Genomic DNA, 16,277 nt, shown 5'->3' on the forward strand with positions numbered 1-16,277 from the left:
TTACGATTGCGTGCCCGTACCGACCGACTGGATCGTGGCGGTCGTCGCGCTGGTGATGGTGACCACGAAGTCACGGAACGTGTTTTGTGCAACCGACTGCGTTCCGCTCAGCGTCCAGCCGGTGTTCGTCGTGACCGTCCAGGCAAACGCGCCGCTCGAGCTGTTGATGACGCGCAGCTGCCATGTCATCCCGACGGGGTTTTGCTGCACCACCGACGGAAGCGATGCGATGAGGTTCGCGACGGTCGGAAGGGTCAGCGCCTGGCCTGCGGCGAGCGTGCCGGTCAGGTTGAAGAACACCTGAGCAGCACCCGAAATCTGGCTGCCGGCCGCAGTGAACGCCGTCGTGTTCGTTGCGGCGTTGTAGATCGCTTCCTGCAGCGGATTGACACCGAGGATCGCATTGCTCAGCCCCGTCTGGTCGGGCAACGCGCCCAGCATCGGGATGTTGGGGGTCTGCCCGGGGCCGATCGCCGGGAACAGCATGCCGATCAAAGCGGCGATTCGGGTTTTCTGCACGATGATCTCCTGATCAGGGTTCCGCACTTTTTATTCCGGTTTCCCGCCTCGTTCAAACGGCGGTCTTCGCCGGCTCCTGTTTCCGAGAGGATTTCCTCGCGGCTGCGGCGAGCTGGGCTTCAAGCTTCGCGACTTCGGCGGTCAACTCACCGAGTCGAATAGCAAGCAGTTGTCCCTTCAGGTGGATGTTTTCCATTTCCAGCCGGGCGGACCGGATCTTTTCCTGAACGAGTTGCGAATCCATCGTTTCTCCTAGCGCACACGCCGCGCGCGGATGAAACCGTTCGCGGTCATCGTGCTGGTCGTGAAGGTCGACGCGCCGACCAGATACACCGTCGTGGTCGACGCAATGCTGATGCGCTGCGACGGGGCCGCAAGGCCCTGAGCAACACCTGCGGGAAAGCTGGCGCCGAGGAACGTCTGCGTGCCCAGACCTCCGAGCGTTGCGGACGTCGTACTGGCGCCGCAGTTGAATGCGGATGGAACTGTCGTTCCGGCAGGGACGAAGCTGATCGTCCCGGACACGTCCCAATCACCGGCGGTGAGAGAAACGGACGTGATGTTCGCCGAGGTGCCGCTCGTCAGCGATACGCCGGTCGCCGAGTTGGTGACATACTCGCCCACGGTCCCGGCCGACGCGTTGCTGCCATCCGTGAACCCGCCAAGCGTCACGCCAGACGTGCCCTTGCCGACGATATACGTCGTGACGTTCGTGTCGGATCCAGCGGCGGCGAGCTGCGGGGCCGCGCCGGCGTTGGCGGGATTCACCAGCAGGAAATTCGCGCCGCTGTTGTTGTTCGTTACCTGAAGGGCCGACACACCGTTGCTGTTCTTGACGCTCGAGAAGCCCTCGTCGAACTGCAGGGACATCGCTTTTGCGGTCGTTTTCGCGAAACAGATGATGCGGCTCGTCCCGACATTCGACGCTCCGTACCACTGCCATGCGTGGCCGTAGGCGGTCGCGATCGCAACGCCCTGCCCGGTCGATCCGTCATCGCCAGTCAGCGCGGTGGCACCGATATTGATCCCGATGTTCCACTTCGCGTTGTTGTTCTGGATATTGATGGCGGCTGAGTTGTCCGCCTGCGTACCCGTGAACCCGGCGCCGGACGCAACCTGCAAGCCTACGGTTTGCGTCGGCTGCGGCGTGTACGGATCGATCACGGTCAACGTCGTGATGTTGCGGGTGTCCAGTTCGGCCGCGTACGTGGCGCCGGCTTGCGTCGTCAGACGGTGCGCTTCGCCGTAAATGCCCCACGCATTCGTGGCGAACGATGCGGAATTGTTCAGAGCGTATCCGCCTACCCCCCAGAAATCGCGCACCTGGTTAGCGTTGAGCGTCTGCGCTGCGACAGTCAGCCCGATCAGGGCGTTCGTGTTCTGGTTGGTGAGGATGGCGGCCTGCGAGAACTCGCTCACGCCGAACCCCAGGCCGCCCGTACCTTTTTGAAAAGTCGACAGCCAGTCAAACGGCGCGGTGCCGGCCGTGCCACTGCCGGCCGTCGCATCGCCGACAAACATCCGGTCGTTGCCGCGATTGACGATCCCACCGCTGTTCTGGAAGAAATTCTGCGTCGCCGACTGCGAATAGGATCCGGTCGCCGTCACGGAGGCGAGCGAAGTCGTGCCGTTCGCGGAAAGCGTAGTGAACGATCCGGCGGCGCGGGACGTGCCGCCGATGACGGTATTGTCGATCGTCGCACCGGTGTACGCGCCGCCGGTGAATGTCCCGGTCAACGTTCCACCAGCGCTGAAATTCGTCGCGCCATTGGCGCTCAGCGTCGTAAAGGACGCCGCGCCGCGCGTCGTCGCTCCAATCGTGACGCCGTCGAGCGTGCCGGACGTCGCGTGCACCGCGATCACGCTCGGGCTAGGGTAGTTCCCGTTCAGGTCACCCGTGGCCGGGCCCTGCGGGCCTTGCGAGATGATCAGGTTGAGCGCCTGGGTGCACTGCTGCGCAAGCGAGTTCAGCGCCGCCTGGATCTGTTCCGGCGGTACGTCTTTGCCCTCGGCGCGCACGAAAGGCGGAACGATGCGGAATTCATCGGACATCGAGCGCCTCCAGCCGCTTGTGCAAGCACGGATAACCGAGGTGCTTGCGCCGGCTGCCGTGCTTGATCAGGAACATGCGCAAGCCGCGACCGTGCCCGCAGGAGATCGCGTATCCGTCCGCTTCGAGTTCCTGGCGTTCGCACATCTTCAGGAAGCCGTGCCAGTTCCAGAACACGGCCAGCGTGAGGAACCACATCAGGCGCTTCTCCGCATGCCAGTGCGCCAGGTGTCCGCGCTCGTGCGCGATGACCGCGGCCTGCTCCGAAGACGTCAGGTGCCCCATCAGGTCACCGGTTTGGACCGTATGCCACGGCGTCGCGCGCGCGAAGAAGTTTTTCATCGCGGCCCCGCCATCGGTGACGCAATCTGGTCCGGATGGATCATGCCGGCCGGCCCCTGCGGCCGCGGCTGCCCAGGCTGCGCGCCCGCGCGCGGCGTTCCTGCAACACCCGGCCCCGCGCCGCCCGGCACGCCGGGTTGCCCCTGCGGCTGCTTCGGCGCCTGTTGCGCCTGGAGCTTCGCCTGCATGGCCTGCTGATGCTGCTGAACGTGCGCGCGGAACAGGCCCTGAGGATCGCCCGTGAGCTGCGCCGCCTGCAGATGCGCGGCGATGTGCGCGCGGTCGTCGTCGGCCTGATGGATCTCAGCCGGCAGGCCGTTGTGCATCATCAGGTTTTCGTCCTGCGGATCGAGGTGGAACAGATTCCGCTCGTCGATCAGGATGCGCGGCGCCACCTCGGGCCCGAAGATCTGCTCCGTGCCATATTCGAGGATCGGGCCGATGTTCAGCCGCCGGCCGTCAAGCTGCTGCGGCGGGATGCCGCGCAGGACGTTCATCCACGCGATCATCTGCTGCATACGCTGCAGGTTCTGCTGATACGACGTGCCGCACCACCGGAAGAAGTAGCGCTCACCGAACGCCTGCGGCGGGATCTTCTGCAGGTTCGCGCGCGCGCCTAGCTCGCCCAGCACCTCGACGGTCAGTTCCTCGGTACGGAACTGCCGGTCGAGCTCGAACATCCATTCGAGCAGCGGGTTGAGGACCACCTCCTCGTACCGCTTGGCGTTGTCGATGATGTTCGATTCCTGCTGCTGCGCCATAGCGGCCATCTGCGCCTGATTCTTCCGGCCGGTCGGCATCTTTCCGAGCATGGCGTCGTTGACGTCCATCGACTCGTTGATCTCCTGCTTGATGCCCTGGCAGAGCATCATCGCGTCCTTGTAGATCGCCGGGAAGTTTGCGAATTTCGTCTTGGTCGGGTCGGTCAACCACACCGCGGCAAGCCCGACCACCATCGACTGATAATTCGGGTTCGAGAGCGGATCGACCATGGTGATCGGCAGCAGGCTGTACTGCGCCGAGTCCTGCCCCATGTTCCAGTAGTCGTTCAGGTTCCACTGCAGGAACTTGACCGGCTCGATCTTCGAAATCCCGAAGAACGAGCCCGTGATGCGCTCGATCGGCGCTGAGATGATCGGCCGTTTGCCCGACCAGAACGGGTTGCGGATGATCCCCAGGATTACATCCTGACCGGCGAAATACACGAAGCACGGCTCTTTGCCGTTACCGAGATCCAGGTTCGTGTGGACTTCGTAGATCAGCGCGTACTTGAACGTGCCTTCCGTGCGAATCCCGGCGTCGCCGGTACGCTTCTTCGGTGGGACGTACTTCTCGCGCCCGCCGTCCGGCTTCGCAAGGTTGTCGACCAGTTCCTTCGCCTCGACGCCGACGAAAACGCCCTCGTCGATAAACTGCTGAACGGCGTCGACAGTCAGGCGCAGCCGGATTGCCGTCGCGGTGGCCTTCTCGATGTCGTTGCAGGTCGGCGGATAGACCGCCAGGTCCTCGGTAGCGAACGGGACGACGTCCGGGCCCTCGGTCGTGACCTCCTTCGATTCCTTCTCCCAGTCCCAGTCGTCCTCATCCGCGGCGAGGTCTTCGACTTCCCCGCCCAGCTCGTGGTCTTCCAGGATGGGCGGCTTCTTGATCAGCTCGGTGATGCGTCGCTGCGTGCGCGACCAGTCGATGTAGAGGTTCCACTGCCCCGTCACGTCGCCGGCAATCAGGTCCGCGCGCACGACGTCCTTCACCGCGGCCGACCGGATGTAATGCTCGAGCAGGCTGATCTGCGCGAACGGCATATTGCCGTCCGGGCCGGTGGCACCGACGTGCTTATGGTTCACGGGGAACAACTGCGCCAGCGTGCGCTTCATGCGCGCGTTGACGGCGTTGCGCACGGCCGGGATGTAGCACTGGGAGTTGCCGGAGTACTGCTGATTCTCGTCCGGCTGAGCGTTGTAGATGGACCAGTACTCCTCGCAGCGGTCCATCTGCTCCTGCTTGTTCTGGTAGCACTTCGCGATCTTCGGATACAGCTTCGCCGCTTCGGTATAGGCGTCGGAATCGGGCTGGTCGGCCCAGTTCTCGATCTCTTCGCCCGTCTTCTCAGCGTCAAGCGCCCGCGCGTCCAGTGTTTCGACCGCGGGCTTATCGTCCTGCTTCTTCGGCTTCTTCGAGCGGGCCATGGAAGGATCAGCCGATCACCTTGCCGGCGAGCTTCTTCGCCAGCGAAGAGCCGGTGCCACGATCGCGCGGCGTACGCTTCGGACGATCGTCGTCATTCGGTTTCTTCGAGCTCTTACCAAAGAACTCGCGCACATCGCGCGACTCGGAGCGCGTGCCCTGGAATTCGCGGGGCTTCTTCACGATCACAGACCCGGCTTCGACATTTTTTCGCGCATCGGGCCGCCCGACATGCGTTCGCCGACCTTCTCCGGCTTGCCATACGCGCCGCCCTGCTGCTTGCCCTTGTAGAAGTCCGACGGGCGCTGCGACGGCGCCTTGGGCGTAATTTTGCGATCGACTGCCATGTTCATCTCCGCGGCAAAGTGGTCAGATAGCTCACACCCTGCGGGTTCACGCCCGTGTTCACGCCTTCCGGCAGGACGTCCGCTTGCTGCGAGCAGATCACGTACACGGCCGCTTCGAGTCCCTCGACGAGGGTACGGTGCGGACCAGTCTCGGGGAGCGTATTCCGGTTTCCCGCGCGGTCGACCGGGTAGTTGTAGCCGCCGGCCATCGCATTGAGCGTATGCGTGGCGCCTTCCGTATCGACCTGGAACAGGCGGCGCGCCTTGGCCTCGGTGCGGATCAGCGGCGACAGCGCGCCGCGCGCGACGTTCACGTACGCGCCGCGCATCGGGTACATACCCGCGGCGCGCAGCGCCGGCACGATCGGCATGCGGTCGGCCTGGTCGAGCACGTCGGCCGGCAGCCACGCCGTCACGCGTGCGCGCGGGAACGCGGCGCGCACGAGCTGCGCAATGTCCGGCACGGCCTCCTTCGGAGGGACGGGCGAGATCCAGTCCGCGACGACCACGACGCGCTGCCCCTCGATGCACAGCAGCGCCGCGGTCGTCTCCGTACCGGTGGCGTTGAACGCGAGCGCGAGCGGATGCTGCTGACTGGGCTCGTACTCGCTCACCAGGTTCCACTGTCCGAAGTCTTCGTACACGGGCGCCCCCGAGAACACGCGTTGGAAGTACGCGAGCGCGTTCAGGATGTCGCGCCGCCCGCTGGGGAAGTTCAGGATCTCGGCAACGAGCTTCGGATGCGCGCCCTGCCCGCCGACCAGCACGATGTCGCCGGCCTCGAAAAAGGGCTGCATGCCCATGATGAACTGCGTCTTGTCCCGGTCCTGCGGCGCCGAAAGCGGGCGCAGGGCGAGCGTCACGCCGCGGCGGAGCATCTCCGCGCGCATCGGCTGCAGCAGCCATTCGTCGAGGGAGTTCTTCTCGATCGCAACGGCCGCGTCGCCGTACCGAGCCGACGTCTTGAACGCGTCTTCGATGACCTCGTCCGGCTTCCAGAATTCACCGGACGAGGTATGTACGTAGATCTTCGTGCCAAGGCGGCTGACCACGACTCGCCCGGTACGGTCGCTCTTCTTCACGTCCGTCGTCCGTGCGGGATCGGTAATCACGACCTTCGGCAGCCAAGGCGCCGGGTCGACCGCGCATTCCCGGATATGCTCACTCTCGAACGGCTTGTCCTGCGAGCCGATCGCCATGAGCATGTACTCCTGCATGAAGCCCCGGAGTTGCCCCGCCCGCTCCATCTCGTCGCGCTTCCGGCGGACCCAGTCCATCGGGTAGCGCTCCGGCCACAACGCCCGCGTCTCAGGATCGTCGATGTCGCCGTTGCAGATCGGATAGCGTCGGCTCGTCCAGTCCGGATTCTCGCGAAGCCGGGTGATCATGCAGTCCTCGGCCAGCGGCGTGCCGGTAACCCTGATCTTGCCCTTGACCTTGTCCATCGCCGGAATCAGCTCGAGGTAGAGCTTGCGCATCGAGGCGTCGACCGCAGCCTTGTCCTTGACCCGCTCCTTGTTCTCGATGTCGTCGAGGTACGCCCGATCCGGCCGGATGTCCCGCCACTTGAAGCCGCGGAATTCTTCCTCCCAGCCGTGAGCCTCGAGCAGGACGCCGTTCGAAAGCTCCATCTGGTGCTCGTTCCAGACCCGCCCCGACTCCTTCAGTCGGCCGAAAAGGCCCTGCAGCTTCGTGTTTCGGGTCGCCTCGAACTTAATCGCCTCGAGACGCTGGCAAGCCTTCGTGTACGTCTCACCGATGATCAGGCAGTACCCGAAGTTGCCGAAGCACGCCTCGATCAACAGGTGCTCTTCCGAGAGCGTCGATTTGGCACCCTCGCGAAACGCTTCGATCAGCACCCACTCGTCCGCACATCGCCAGAGGTCCATGACCTCGACGTGGAACGCCGGCGACGCCTGCGGATGCCGATGCGGAAACAGCATCGCGGAACCGAGCGCGCGATCGTCCGAGATCGCCTTCAGCAACACTCCATTGGTCAGGGCCATGACTTTCCTCCTCGCGGAGGATCATCAATGTTTTTCCCGTGCGCAGATTGGAGAGAGGGTTCGCGAAATTTCGTCACCCCCGTCCGGTGGGCCTCGGGTGGTCCCAGAGTTAGGTTTTCGTAAGACTCAGACGAGAATCGATCTCATTATGATCTGATAACGCCCCGTTTCGACCGATAGCGACCATTATGTCAAATCGAGATGCACCGCACCAATTCAATAAAATCAATTACTTGCGATATTTCCGCAGTTGGTCGATACGCTGATCTCGGCGAACGCACTGCAACATGTAAGCCTTTGAATGTGACAGAAAGGTATTTGAATGGAATGAGGCAGAGCGGGAAACGCGTGTTTTTGAGGCACGCAGGACACCCTCATCCTCCATTTCTCATCCCTTTCTGCCGTATCCGCCTGAGCCTTTCCACGCGCGTACGTGCGCGCACGCGAGGAGGTCGACCTGCGAAAGCTACGAGGACTCTCGATCGCTGCGGATGTGATTAAATGCCAGCGCGCCATGAGCGACGGATCAATCTCAGCGCGCAAACGAACAACGATCGCGAGCAGTCGATCACTACACAAGACCATGGGCCACGGGGCATAGATGAAAAGGTATAGCGAGCTGCTGCAGGAGAAGCTTGAGCGTGAGAAAGCGCAATTCCAGGAGTATCGAAACTCGGAATCCGCACGAAACAGGAGAGCTATGATCAATCGAGTCGCGTTCGATGACTTGATGCGCGAATTGCGGCCGGAATTCCGTGGCTTCGTGGAACAAATCGTCGAGTGCAAGTTCGAGGCCGTCTACTCCGAGAAGACGGAAGAACCGTACAAGGCGCAAGCCGAAGTGATTTTCAGGCTTCATCGCGACAAGCCTGGTGCTCCACTCGATCGTGACAAAGACTGCCGCTTTTGGATCGAACTCGATGCGGAGAACGGGGTTGTTTTCTGGGACTATCACGGCGATCTTCCGGAATATCACGGGAACCGAATCAAGACCGGAAAGCTTGGCAGTATCGGCCCGGAATGCGTCACTGCGCTACCGCTTCGTCTCGAAGATTGCCTCCGAGCCTGCCTCCACGGTCGTCGCCTGAGCGAGCTCCGTTACCGCTAGTGAACAGGCGCGTACGCGATGCCTTCGATGCGCGCCTCGTACATCCATTCGTCGCGATCGGCAAACCCGTTGATTTCCGCGCAGTAGTCCGCCATCAGCTCGAGCGTCGGCGGACTCGATGTCGAGATCGTGGCAAGTAGTGTGCCGTCAGACGTGAAGATGGCGTACGCGATCATGTTCAACTCCGGACCGATGGAACGGGCGCAACCTCCCACCCGCTTTTTTTAGAAGCGTTGCTAGGCCGAGGCGGGTATATCCGGCTTGGTCGACCTGCTGCGCCTTGGTGCGTTCAGCCATTCCGGTCGGTCCTGGCGGTGCGACTCCGCCATTCAGCCACGTTTATCGAGCTGGCTCGGCACCAGTTGTTCGGGCCTGGGCTAATGGGCCCCCGTCGGCGATTTCTTCTGAGTCGCGCTGCCTATTTGCGACGTCCGCTTCGTTGGCGATCTGGCAGACGCGACACACCCATCTCCTGCCCTTCGCTTCACGCAGCATGGCGACGATGTCCAGTCGCCAGAGGCGCTTGCATTGCGGGCAGATCGAGGATTCGAGGCGCATTCCAGAAAAAGACGCCCGGACGTGCCGGGCAAATCACCGTAGTGAAGGAGACGCGATCACGTTAAAGCTGTTTCCCTCGCTGAACGATGCCGCACATGATCTGGTGTAGTTCGGCCGGCGTGACCTCGTCGCGATCCCCGGTGATCATGGGCAGCGGCTTTTTCGTCCGAGCGTAGAGCAGGATTACGCCGCGTCTGATACCTCGAGCCCCGCTCGATTTGGCGTAGGAGATGGAGTTGGCGATGTACGTGTAGCCTTCGTCAGTCAGCGCCGTCAGGTACTTCGAAATCGTCCCCCGCGGCACGCCGATCTGCAAACCGAGACTCGCTTGGGTCAGCATGCCCTGCTGCTCGAGCAACTCGCAGATTCGGTGGCCGACGAGATCCGGATTGGACAGGTTACGCAGCGAGATCATGCTTCAGCTCCGACCCAGGACAGCATCACGCGATCGAGTTCCGTCGGCGCCGGAATCCGGAACGGTGTCGAAACACGCTCCGCGTCGCGCCGCCTGCTCTCCGCGATACGCGCGGACTTGGGCGCGAGCGGCACGATGGCCGGGATCGGCTTCTTGGTACGCGTATAGCGCTTTGGGATGCCGGCCGCGGAAACGAATCCTGCCTCGGCCAATGCATCGAGCTGGCGAGCCGTCGCCCGCGGATGGATGCCCCGCGCCTCGGCGATTTCGTTGATAGTCATCGGACTGCGGCGCGCGAGCAGTTCGCAGATGCAGCGCTGCGCGGATCCTTCTCGCTCGATCTGCTTCACATCCCGGCCTTTTCGGACAGCCAGAAATCACGCTGCGCGCGGAGTTTATCGATCACTTCGTCGAGTCGATCGACAGGAAACGAAGCGCAACAAATAATCCGGCCGTCGACGTCCCTAAACGAAATCTCGACATCCAGCTTCTTCTGCTGCCGCTGAACTCGGCCGTACTTGGACCAATCGATGTCGTTCATGCAGCTTGCTCCTGCACAAAAATTGCCGGGACAGAATTGCACTCCGCCCACCACTGAACCCCGCTAAGTTGCTTACCGATCTGGTGGTCGAAGAAAACGCCGAACTCGATGGCAGCAATCTGAATTTGATCGCCGATGACCACGAATACGCGGTCGAGGAAATTCGGAACGCCGAGCGGAGGCTTCCGCCAAATCAACGTCTGCACCCACGTTTCGTACATCACTCTTCTCCCGTTTCATGATGAGGTTTTGCCGGCGGTGTGCGCGGTACATCAGCCACGTAGTTCGACTCGCACGAGTACTGCCCAACGACCGCGTTGTAACGAAGCTCGACCATGCCGATCCGGCCGTTTTGCTTTTTTCGGACCTTCTGGACATGGACCTCAACCAACGCATCGCTGCCAACCTGGTCTCGGTGCACGGTGATGCAGTTGTCCGCTTTGTTGCGCCAGTGCGCGCTGCCCGCGATGTCGTACGGGGTCGGCACCGGATAGCGGCCGTCGGTGCCCTTCTGCAGCTTCGTTGGGTGCGCCACGATCCAGACATGCACGCCGTTTTCGCGAGCAAACTTCCGAATCCGTGTCAGCGACTGCGAGATGTACTCGGTCTCAGTAAGTGCCGGCGGTCGTTTGTGATCGATCTCGTTCCACGGGTCGAGCAGTAAGCCGCGGATGCCGTGGCGGCGCACCAGCGACCGGCCAATGTCGAGCAGACCATCGACCGTCGGCTCTTCCGGCAAGACGAATGTGAAGTGCGCCTCGAGCCAGTCCATCGCGTCTTCATGCTCGGCGACCGTCATCCGTTCCGTCGGCCCGAACTCAGCTGGCTTGCCGACATACTTCTCGATCAACTTGTCGGCGTGATATTCGAGCGGCTGGTTCTCCGGTGAGAAGACGCCGAAAGTCCAGCCGTGATCGCGCGCGAGATTGACCGTGAGCGCGTCGAGCCATTCGCTCTTGCCAGCGCCCGGGATACCGGTTATCAGCGTGATCTCCCCCGGCATGACGCGGTAGTGCGGGTCGATCGATTTCCAGCCCGTCGTGATGCCACGCGGCGCGCCGTGCTCGAACCGATCTCGCATCGCCTGCCGAAAATCCTCGACGGTGTACGTCCCCTCGACAGGCAGCGCGCGCGCCGCCGCGATGCAGTCGCCGATTACCTCGGCACCGTGCTTCAGCAGCACGTCATTCGCGTCCTTGCAACCGTCCGGCCACGTGACGACCAGACACTTGTCTCGCCCGAGGCGACGTACAAGTTCCTCCTGCAGACGCACACCAGCCGCGTCGTTGTCGACCGCGATGATGTGCGTCGCGACCGCTTCAATCGCCGGATCGAGCAGGAAGTCGAACTTGTGCGCGTAATCACGCGAATCCGGTGCCGGCGCGCCGTCCGGGACGGATACGCAGCTCTTGACGCCGGCCATTTCGACCGAGAGCTTGTCCATCTCTCCCTCAACCCATACGAGGCAGCCAGGATCGACGTCGTTCAGGCCGTACAGCACGCGCTCAGCGCCGGCCGCCATACGGAACAGCTTGTCACGCGTACGGTACTTGACGTTGACGACATCCTCGCCGCGGAAGTACGGGAACAGGACGCACCCGCGCTCTTCCTCGGCCTGCGGGAAGTACTCGTGGCCGAGCGTGATCTGGTTGCGCTCGACGACCGCGGCAGAGATGCCGCGTGCATCGAACCACGCCTGGAGCTCGTCGACGTGCTTCTCCGCCTTCACGAATTTGGGCTTCGCATACACGCGGCGCACTTCTGGCTTTTGCCATTCGCCGCTCTTGAGCGTGCCGCTCCAGCCGCAGTGCCAGCAATTCCAGACGCCCTTTTCCGTGTTGACGTTCAAGCACGGATAGTTCTTCTTTTTCCGGCTCGGCGAACATTGCGGACAAGTCACCTTGACTTCGACGCCGTTCTTCGAGCCGAGCTGGATACCGAAATCGCCAAAGGTCTTCATCGATCACCACGCCAACGCAGGTTGCTTTTTCGGCGCCGCATCGTTTCCGAGCTTCGCCCAGTCGTCTCGAATTGCGTTCATAAACGCCTGATCCCAGTCGACGTATCGATAGCCTTTTGCCTTCGCCGTACCGACGAAATGGTCGAGTCGCTCCTGAAGCCTCGCATGACCTTTTTCCTCTGCCCACTGCCGAATGCGGTCGCTGATGGCGAAGTTCTCGGACAATGGCGTTTTGCGATCAGCCGACTTTTTCGCCCTAGGCACAGATCGTCCGGACTCTTCGGACGATGTATTTGGTTTACTTCCTGGTTTAACTTCCTGTTTTGTGGTGCTGTCAGCACCTACCCCTCCCTGCTGTGAGCACCTACCCTCGGTGCTGTCAGCACCCACCGTAGGTGCTGTGGGCACATACCCGTCGGTGCTATCAGCACCCACTCCCCCTACGGATGACCCCACCCTCAGGAGATACTGATTCGGAAGATTGACGCCGTTTTGAGTCTGACGTCGAATCTCGATTAGGCCGCACTTCTCGAGTTCCGCAATTGCACGTCGCACGGAGTCACGGCTCATTCCGCACTCTTTCGCCAGCCGGTCGTGCGATGGGTCGCAACGTCCCGTGTGCGCGTTGCAGCAGTTCGCCAGCATCAGCAGGACGAGCTTCTGGAGGGCCGGCAAGTCCTGCTCGACGGCCCATGTCATGGCTTGGAAGCTCATCGCATCGACTCCTGGATGGCCAGTTCCATGACGAGTCGCTGGTCGGCGCTGCGCCCGCGGATCTCGCTGTACATCGCGTGCTTGCAGACGCGCCGCCAGAGAGGCGTTGCGGCAGGCGATTCGAGCAGCTTGCCGATCGCGCTGATGCGAAGCTCGCGCTCGTAATCGGCGCGGGCCTGGCCGGTCACCGGCGCTGCTTCAGCCTGCTCGATAGACCACGATCCGAGTGCCGGGCGATTAAACCGCCGGCGCCGCAAAACGGATCGATAGTCCTGACACGGGGGATTGCCGAACACGACGTCGGATTGAATGCGATTCATGCTTACCACCTCTGCCCAAAATCCAATAAGGATTCCTAACCTGCAATAAAAAAGCCCCGCCTTTGGGGAAAGCTGCCGGCGGCCAAGCCGGTTCGGTTCGCCGGAGGGTTCGGCTTACCTCAACTCTCCCCAAAAACGGGGCTTCCCTCTTTCTCCGTCGATTGGCGGTCGACGTCCATAGGCTATTTCGGTTTCCCGGCCAAGCCGCGCCCATCAATGCACGCCGGTGACGCAGTGGGACCGAGCTGTGATTTCACGCCGCCTCCTGCTGTTCCTGAGGCGCCGCAGCGTACCCGAGCGGATCCGCCAGCCACCGGTGCACTTCGGCGTTGCTGTAGCAGGAATGCGTGCGGCTCATGCGGATCGGCGGAGGCGCCTTTCCGGCGATCCCCAGCTTCCGCCAGGACTCGCGGCACATCGGAATAAAGGGCGCGATCTGGGCCCATTTGGAGAGCCCGACCCGCGGGAGGATCGGCTCGGTCGGCTTGCCGGAACCGGCTGGCGCTGCTGTCTTTTTCACGTTGGCTCACGTTGGGAAGTCATTGTGAGCTAATGCTATGGGGCATAAGGATTTTTTGCTATTGCGTGTAGGAGGCACACAATAATGCAAACCCCCTTCGCGATATTTCCAAGGGGGTTCGCGTTAGCGCGAACCCCCTATTCACTGTTACGCGGAACTTGAAACTGAATCCCTTCCTTTCGAATCCAGTTGCCAATAGTCTGAACAGCGCTAGCACTGGAAAGTCCGATCGCTTTCGCCTCCGGCATACTCAGAATAAGAGGGGCAATGTGAGTCGCTGCATGATGCGCACTAGAGAAACTTCCATCACGTGCAAGCGCAAATACTCTATCCTTTAGTGGCGCAAATTTATCAGCCCTCTTCCTACCACCACTGGCACCATGGCGAATCGCGGACATTTTAGCTTCCGCCTTTACCGAGTTCGCCAAAAGTGCATTAATTTCTTGAAAATTATTCTCAGCATTCTCCCGGATCATCGCAAATACCTTCGGACCAAATAGTTGAACAACTTCCTCAGCACCCATTCCGTCATTCAGTCCCGACGACATCAAATTATCAGTAAGATAAGGCACAACAGAAAGCAAAAACTCCTCAACAGTTTTAGGAACAGCCTTCTGGAAAGCATCATGAAGAACCGACAGACGCGACGCATACTCGAGCAATGCATCATATGTCGGATAACGCTCCCTGAGCTGATTAGACTCCGCCTTTATATTGAATTCCGCCACATCCTGAAATTTTGAAGAAATTAAATCATTAGCCATCTTCTCATTAAAGACAGACATACCCGAAATGAGATCGCTAAACGTCTCGAATATTTTTTTTGCACTCATAATTCCACCCGTCAAAAATTATTGATGGCAGATCGTCGCCATTTCACCATCGCACGACGCGACGATCCCCATCGACTCCGAATGCAGTTCTGGCGCCTTAGTCATGTTTCCGCCAATTACGCGGCGGCTGCCCCTATTGGGCTAGACGAGGTTGCAACTATCAATATCCTTCTGCTTCGTGCTTTGTCAGATCCAGCGCCGTATTAGGTGCCAACGCAAAGATTTCAGTGAATCTAGACGCGTGCTGACACGGGGCCGTTCTATCGACCAATTGGACATCGCGCTCCAGGATGAAGATCCGGTCCACCCTTTCAATCGCCTTCCACACGTGCTCTCGGACCAGCCCATGCTCTACCTGATATCCAATCAGCAGCGGTCTTCCCCCGGCAGTCAAGCCATACACCCGGCCCTCCATCACATGAGTTCTGTCCAACTCGTCGATATACGCTACTACGCATCCACCTGGTAAAAACGCTCTAAGCTCTGCGTCGGCTGTAGCGGGATTTTGAGTGCGTGATGCCAGACTCCGATATGGAAACGCATCGATCCATGGGCGTTCAAATGCCGGCGTCGGCTTTTTCTGCGACTTCCTGGACTTCGTCATCATTCCCCCCGCTGTGCAGTCGATAGTGAAAGAACGCGCGTGCGCTCGGTCTCCCAAGCGTCGCGGTCCTCGTTAGCAAGCATATTGTGCTGCAAGCCGTACTCGAGCGCCGACACGATCCGGCTACGGCCGTATGGGTCGATCCGATCAGCGACCGCGAGGCACTCGCGCAGCGGCATCGTGTCGATTCGCCCGTCACAGCGCATGAGTTGAAAAATTGCCGGCTCTCCGTCACAAAGCAGTGAGTCACCGAGCCATTTGAGTGTGCCGGCCGGTACGCGAACGTCAGTCATGACGCACCTCCTTGCCATCGCGCGCAATAGCCGTGACAGCGGCATCGAGCAAGCCCTTGGCTATTTCAACAGCCGTGAGAACAGCATACAAATGACTCGAGCTTACGCCGCTATTGGAGGCAGTCTCGTTCAACACGTCGCGTGCAATCGCCAGATGGCAGGACGAGGCTTCCAGGGCATCCACCAGCGGCAAGCCTGCAGTGATCGACAGAAAACTGGTCACTACACTGCTGCCGGAAAGCAACTCGGGAGCGGTCTTCAGCGCACGAATGTCAGTCATGGCTAACCTCCGCAGAGTCGCGCGCGCGCTTGGCCAGTTGCAGGCCTTCCACCATTCGATCCGCAACTTCGGTCAGGTACTGGCCGATGAGCTCGGCCGCGTTCAGCAGGCCCAAGTGAGCGGCTTGCCCGAGAGGTTCAGCGTTCGACATTTCCGGCTCGCAGCTGCTGTTATGAACCAGCCGAGAGATTGTCGCGATCGCATCAGATGCGCGGTACACGTCCGCGATGAGGGTCGCCGGAACCATGGCGAACGCGTCGTCGTCGGCGACCCAATGGTCACTCGTCAGCGCGCCGCGAAACGTCGGATCGGTGTAGTCAGGTGTGGAGGAGGAAACAGACTGGGACTGAACGGTAGACATGACGGCTCCTTCGTTTGAGGAACCTGCCCTATCCGTCGCCAAACGGAGGGGTGGGCAGGCATACAGCGAGGTTGGCGAACCGGAACGAAGGAACCGGCAGACCCGAAGGTCTCCCCACTGCTGCCCGCCCATAAAAGGAGGACGCAATGATACAACGGACGAAAAAATACCGCCTAGGGCGGCGGTCTCATCCGCCTTCGTTCCAGGTCGCCAAACCCGGCGCTTGTTGTTTCAAGCGCAATACAACTGTAGTTCCACGGCTTGCGAACGTCAAGTCACATTTCGACGATGCGAGCCATTTCATGGCCCTACATCTACAATC

Annotated in this window: 22 protein-coding genes; 1 reads left to right on the plus strand and 21 read right to left on the minus strand. The window is 60.9% G+C overall.

The features are described 5' to 3' along the window. The 8 genes from WJ35_RS05890 to WJ35_RS05920 all read right to left on the minus strand — a co-directional run bounded on the left by WJ35_RS05890 (position 1) and on the right by WJ35_RS05920 (position 7,448). On the minus strand, positions 1-495 hold the full coding sequence (locus WJ35_RS05890; protein ID WP_059695364.1) for a hypothetical protein: 495 nt from the start codon (positions 493-495) through the stop codon (positions 1-3). Between the two features lie 76 nt (positions 496-571). After that, complete coding sequence (locus WJ35_RS05895) at positions 572-763, minus strand: hypothetical protein (RefSeq protein ID WP_059695366.1); 192 nt, start codon at positions 761-763, stop codon at positions 572-574. Between the two features lie 8 nt (positions 764-771). Continuing rightward, positions 772-2,571 carry a hypothetical protein gene (locus tag WJ35_RS05900; protein ID WP_069238895.1) on the minus strand — a complete coding sequence of 600 codons (1,800 nt, stop codon included), beginning with the start codon at positions 2,569-2,571 and terminating at the stop codon, positions 772-774. After that, a complete protein-coding gene (locus tag WJ35_RS05905; protein ID WP_059695371.1) occupies positions 2,561-2,911 on the minus strand; it encodes a M48 family metalloprotease in 351 nt (116 codons plus the stop codon). The genes WJ35_RS05900 and WJ35_RS05905 overlap by 11 nt, the downstream gene beginning before the upstream one ends. After that, a complete protein-coding gene (locus tag WJ35_RS05910) occupies positions 2,908-5,097 on the minus strand; it encodes a hypothetical protein (RefSeq protein WP_069238896.1) in 2,190 nt (729 codons plus the stop codon). Before WJ35_RS05910 ends, WJ35_RS05905 begins: the two co-directional genes overlap by 4 nt. 7 nt (positions 5,098-5,104) lie before the next feature. Continuing rightward, a complete protein-coding gene (locus WJ35_RS05915; protein WP_059459737.1) occupies positions 5,105-5,284 on the minus strand; it encodes a hypothetical protein in 180 nt (59 codons plus the stop codon). Then, positions 5,281-5,442 (minus strand): hypothetical protein, encoded by a 162-nt coding sequence (locus WJ35_RS31065; RefSeq protein ID WP_155121874.1) that lies wholly within the window; start codon positions 5,440-5,442, stop codon positions 5,281-5,283. Before WJ35_RS31065 ends, WJ35_RS05915 begins: the two co-directional genes overlap by 4 nt. Before the next feature lie 2 nt (positions 5,443-5,444). Then, positions 5,445-7,448 carry a hypothetical protein gene (locus WJ35_RS05920; protein WP_069238897.1) on the minus strand — a complete coding sequence of 668 codons (2,004 nt, stop codon included), beginning with the start codon at positions 7,446-7,448 and terminating at the stop codon, positions 5,445-5,447. A gap of 700 nt (positions 7,449-8,148) precedes the next feature. Between WJ35_RS05920 and WJ35_RS05925 the strand changes: the two genes are divergently transcribed. After that, positions 8,149-8,556: a hypothetical protein gene (locus WJ35_RS05925; RefSeq protein WP_155121875.1), complete on the plus strand. Its 408-nt coding sequence runs from the start codon at positions 8,149-8,151 to the stop codon at positions 8,554-8,556. Here the strand turns inward: WJ35_RS05925 and WJ35_RS05930 are convergent. The 13 genes from WJ35_RS05930 to WJ35_RS05985 form a co-directional block, all read right to left on the minus strand. Then, positions 8,553-8,732 carry a hypothetical protein gene (locus tag WJ35_RS05930; RefSeq protein WP_069238899.1) on the minus strand — a complete coding sequence of 60 codons (180 nt, stop codon included), beginning with the start codon at positions 8,730-8,732 and terminating at the stop codon, positions 8,553-8,555. The two genes, WJ35_RS05925 and WJ35_RS05930, sit on opposite strands and share 4 nt — an antisense overlap. A 443-nt stretch (positions 8,733-9,175) precedes the next feature. Continuing rightward, the gene (locus WJ35_RS05935) at positions 9,176-9,529 is read right to left on the minus strand and encodes a hypothetical protein (RefSeq protein WP_059607368.1); all 354 of its coding nucleotides are present in this window, start codon (positions 9,527-9,529) and stop codon (positions 9,176-9,178) included. Continuing rightward, a complete protein-coding gene (locus WJ35_RS05940) occupies positions 9,526-9,879 on the minus strand; it encodes an ArsR family transcriptional regulator (RefSeq protein ID WP_069238900.1) in 354 nt (117 codons plus the stop codon). Before WJ35_RS05940 ends, WJ35_RS05935 begins: the two co-directional genes overlap by 4 nt. Continuing rightward, the gene (locus WJ35_RS05945) at positions 9,876-10,070 is read right to left on the minus strand and encodes a hypothetical protein (RefSeq protein ID WP_059734002.1); all 195 of its coding nucleotides are present in this window, start codon (positions 10,068-10,070) and stop codon (positions 9,876-9,878) included. Before WJ35_RS05945 ends, WJ35_RS05940 begins: the two co-directional genes overlap by 4 nt. After that, complete coding sequence (locus WJ35_RS05950; RefSeq protein WP_069238901.1) at positions 10,067-10,291, minus strand: hypothetical protein; 225 nt, start codon at positions 10,289-10,291, stop codon at positions 10,067-10,069. Before WJ35_RS05950 ends, WJ35_RS05945 begins: the two co-directional genes overlap by 4 nt. After that, a complete protein-coding gene (locus WJ35_RS05955; protein WP_069238902.1) occupies positions 10,291-12,030 on the minus strand; it encodes a DnaB-like helicase C-terminal domain-containing protein in 1,740 nt (579 codons plus the stop codon). Before WJ35_RS05955 ends, WJ35_RS05950 begins: the two co-directional genes overlap by 1 nt. Positions 12,031-12,033: 3 nt before the next feature. Then, positions 12,034-12,744: a helix-turn-helix domain-containing protein gene (locus tag WJ35_RS29625; protein WP_080484251.1), complete on the minus strand. Its 711-nt coding sequence runs from the start codon at positions 12,742-12,744 to the stop codon at positions 12,034-12,036. Next, positions 12,741-13,064: a hypothetical protein gene (locus WJ35_RS31070; protein ID WP_146125939.1), complete on the minus strand. Its 324-nt coding sequence runs from the start codon at positions 13,062-13,064 to the stop codon at positions 12,741-12,743. The genes WJ35_RS29625 and WJ35_RS31070 overlap by 4 nt, the downstream gene beginning before the upstream one ends. Positions 13,065-13,317: 253 nt before the next feature. After that, positions 13,318-13,584, minus strand: coding sequence for a transcriptional regulator (locus WJ35_RS32035; RefSeq protein WP_230459678.1), 267 nt, complete (start codon positions 13,582-13,584; stop codon positions 13,318-13,320). A 137-nt stretch (positions 13,585-13,721) separates the two neighbouring features. Next, positions 13,722-14,417: a hypothetical protein gene (locus tag WJ35_RS31075; RefSeq protein ID WP_155121876.1), complete on the minus strand. Its 696-nt coding sequence runs from the start codon at positions 14,415-14,417 to the stop codon at positions 13,722-13,724. Positions 14,418-15,020: 603 nt separating this feature from the next. Further along, complete coding sequence (locus tag WJ35_RS05980; RefSeq protein ID WP_155121877.1) at positions 15,021-15,314, minus strand: hypothetical protein; 294 nt, start codon at positions 15,312-15,314, stop codon at positions 15,021-15,023. Continuing rightward, positions 15,307-15,594: a hypothetical protein gene (locus WJ35_RS31080; protein WP_069246198.1), complete on the minus strand. Its 288-nt coding sequence runs from the start codon at positions 15,592-15,594 to the stop codon at positions 15,307-15,309. Before WJ35_RS31080 ends, WJ35_RS05980 begins: the two co-directional genes overlap by 8 nt. Then, the gene (locus WJ35_RS05985) at positions 15,587-15,955 is read right to left on the minus strand and encodes a hypothetical protein (RefSeq protein ID WP_080484252.1); all 369 of its coding nucleotides are present in this window, start codon (positions 15,953-15,955) and stop codon (positions 15,587-15,589) included. Before WJ35_RS05985 ends, WJ35_RS31080 begins: the two co-directional genes overlap by 8 nt. Positions 15,956-16,277: the final 322 nt, after the last annotated feature.

This window comes from Burkholderia ubonensis, from assembly GCF_001718695.1.
Lineage (GTDB): Bacteria > Pseudomonadota > Gammaproteobacteria > Burkholderiales > Burkholderiaceae > Burkholderia > Burkholderia ubonensis_B.

Excerpts from the sequence above, each read along its gene's own strand:
- WJ35_RS05895 (WP_059695366.1), bottom strand. The coding sequence starts at position 763 with ATGGATTCGCAACTCGTTCAGGAAAAGATCCGGTCCGCCCGGCTGGAA.
- WJ35_RS05910 (WP_069238896.1), bottom strand. The coding sequence starts at position 5,097 with ATGGCCCGCTCGAAGAAGCCGAAGAAGCAGGACGATAAGCCCGCGGTC.
- WJ35_RS29625 (WP_080484251.1), bottom strand. The coding sequence starts at position 12,744 with ATGAGCTTCCAAGCCATGACATGGGCCGTCGAGCAGGACTTGCCGGCC.
- WJ35_RS05925 (WP_155121875.1), top strand. The coding sequence starts at position 8,149 with ATGATCAATCGAGTCGCGTTCGATGACTTGATGCGCGAATTGCGGCCG.
- WJ35_RS31080 (WP_069246198.1), bottom strand. The coding sequence starts at position 15,594 with ATGACTGACATTCGTGCGCTGAAGACCGCTCCCGAGTTGCTTTCCGGC.
- WJ35_RS31075 (WP_155121876.1), bottom strand. The coding sequence starts at position 14,417 with ATGAGTGCAAAAAAAATATTCGAGACGTTTAGCGATCTCATTTCGGGT.
- WJ35_RS05985 (WP_080484252.1), bottom strand. The coding sequence starts at position 15,955 with ATGTCTACCGTTCAGTCCCAGTCTGTTTCCTCCTCCACACCTGACTAC.
- WJ35_RS05950 (WP_069238901.1), bottom strand. The coding sequence starts at position 10,291 with ATGTACGAAACGTGGGTGCAGACGTTGATTTGGCGGAAGCCTCCGCTC.
- WJ35_RS05920 (WP_069238897.1), bottom strand. The coding sequence starts at position 7,448 with ATGGCCCTGACCAATGGAGTGTTGCTGAAGGCGATCTCGGACGATCGC.
- WJ35_RS05905 (WP_059695371.1), bottom strand. The coding sequence starts at position 2,911 with ATGAAAAACTTCTTCGCGCGCGCGACGCCGTGGCATACGGTCCAAACC.
- WJ35_RS31065 (WP_155121874.1), bottom strand. The coding sequence starts at position 5,442 with ATGGCAGTCGATCGCAAAATTACGCCCAAGGCGCCGTCGCAGCGCCCG.
- WJ35_RS05980 (WP_155121877.1), bottom strand. The coding sequence starts at position 15,314 with ATGACTGACGTTCGCGTACCGGCCGGCACACTCAAATGGCTCGGTGAC.
- WJ35_RS05955 (WP_069238902.1), bottom strand. The coding sequence starts at position 12,030 with ATGAAGACCTTTGGCGATTTCGGTATCCAGCTCGGCTCGAAGAACGGC.
- WJ35_RS05930 (WP_069238899.1), bottom strand. The coding sequence starts at position 8,732 with ATGATCGCGTACGCCATCTTCACGTCTGACGGCACACTACTTGCCACG.
- WJ35_RS31070 (WP_146125939.1), bottom strand. The coding sequence starts at position 13,064 with ATGAATCGCATTCAATCCGACGTCGTGTTCGGCAATCCCCCGTGTCAG.
- WJ35_RS05945 (WP_059734002.1), bottom strand. The coding sequence starts at position 10,070 with ATGAACGACATCGATTGGTCCAAGTACGGCCGAGTTCAGCGGCAGCAG.
- WJ35_RS05935 (WP_059607368.1), bottom strand. The coding sequence starts at position 9,529 with ATGATCTCGCTGCGTAACCTGTCCAATCCGGATCTCGTCGGCCACCGA.
- WJ35_RS05900 (WP_069238895.1), bottom strand. The coding sequence starts at position 2,571 with ATGTCCGATGAATTCCGCATCGTTCCGCCTTTCGTGCGCGCCGAGGGC.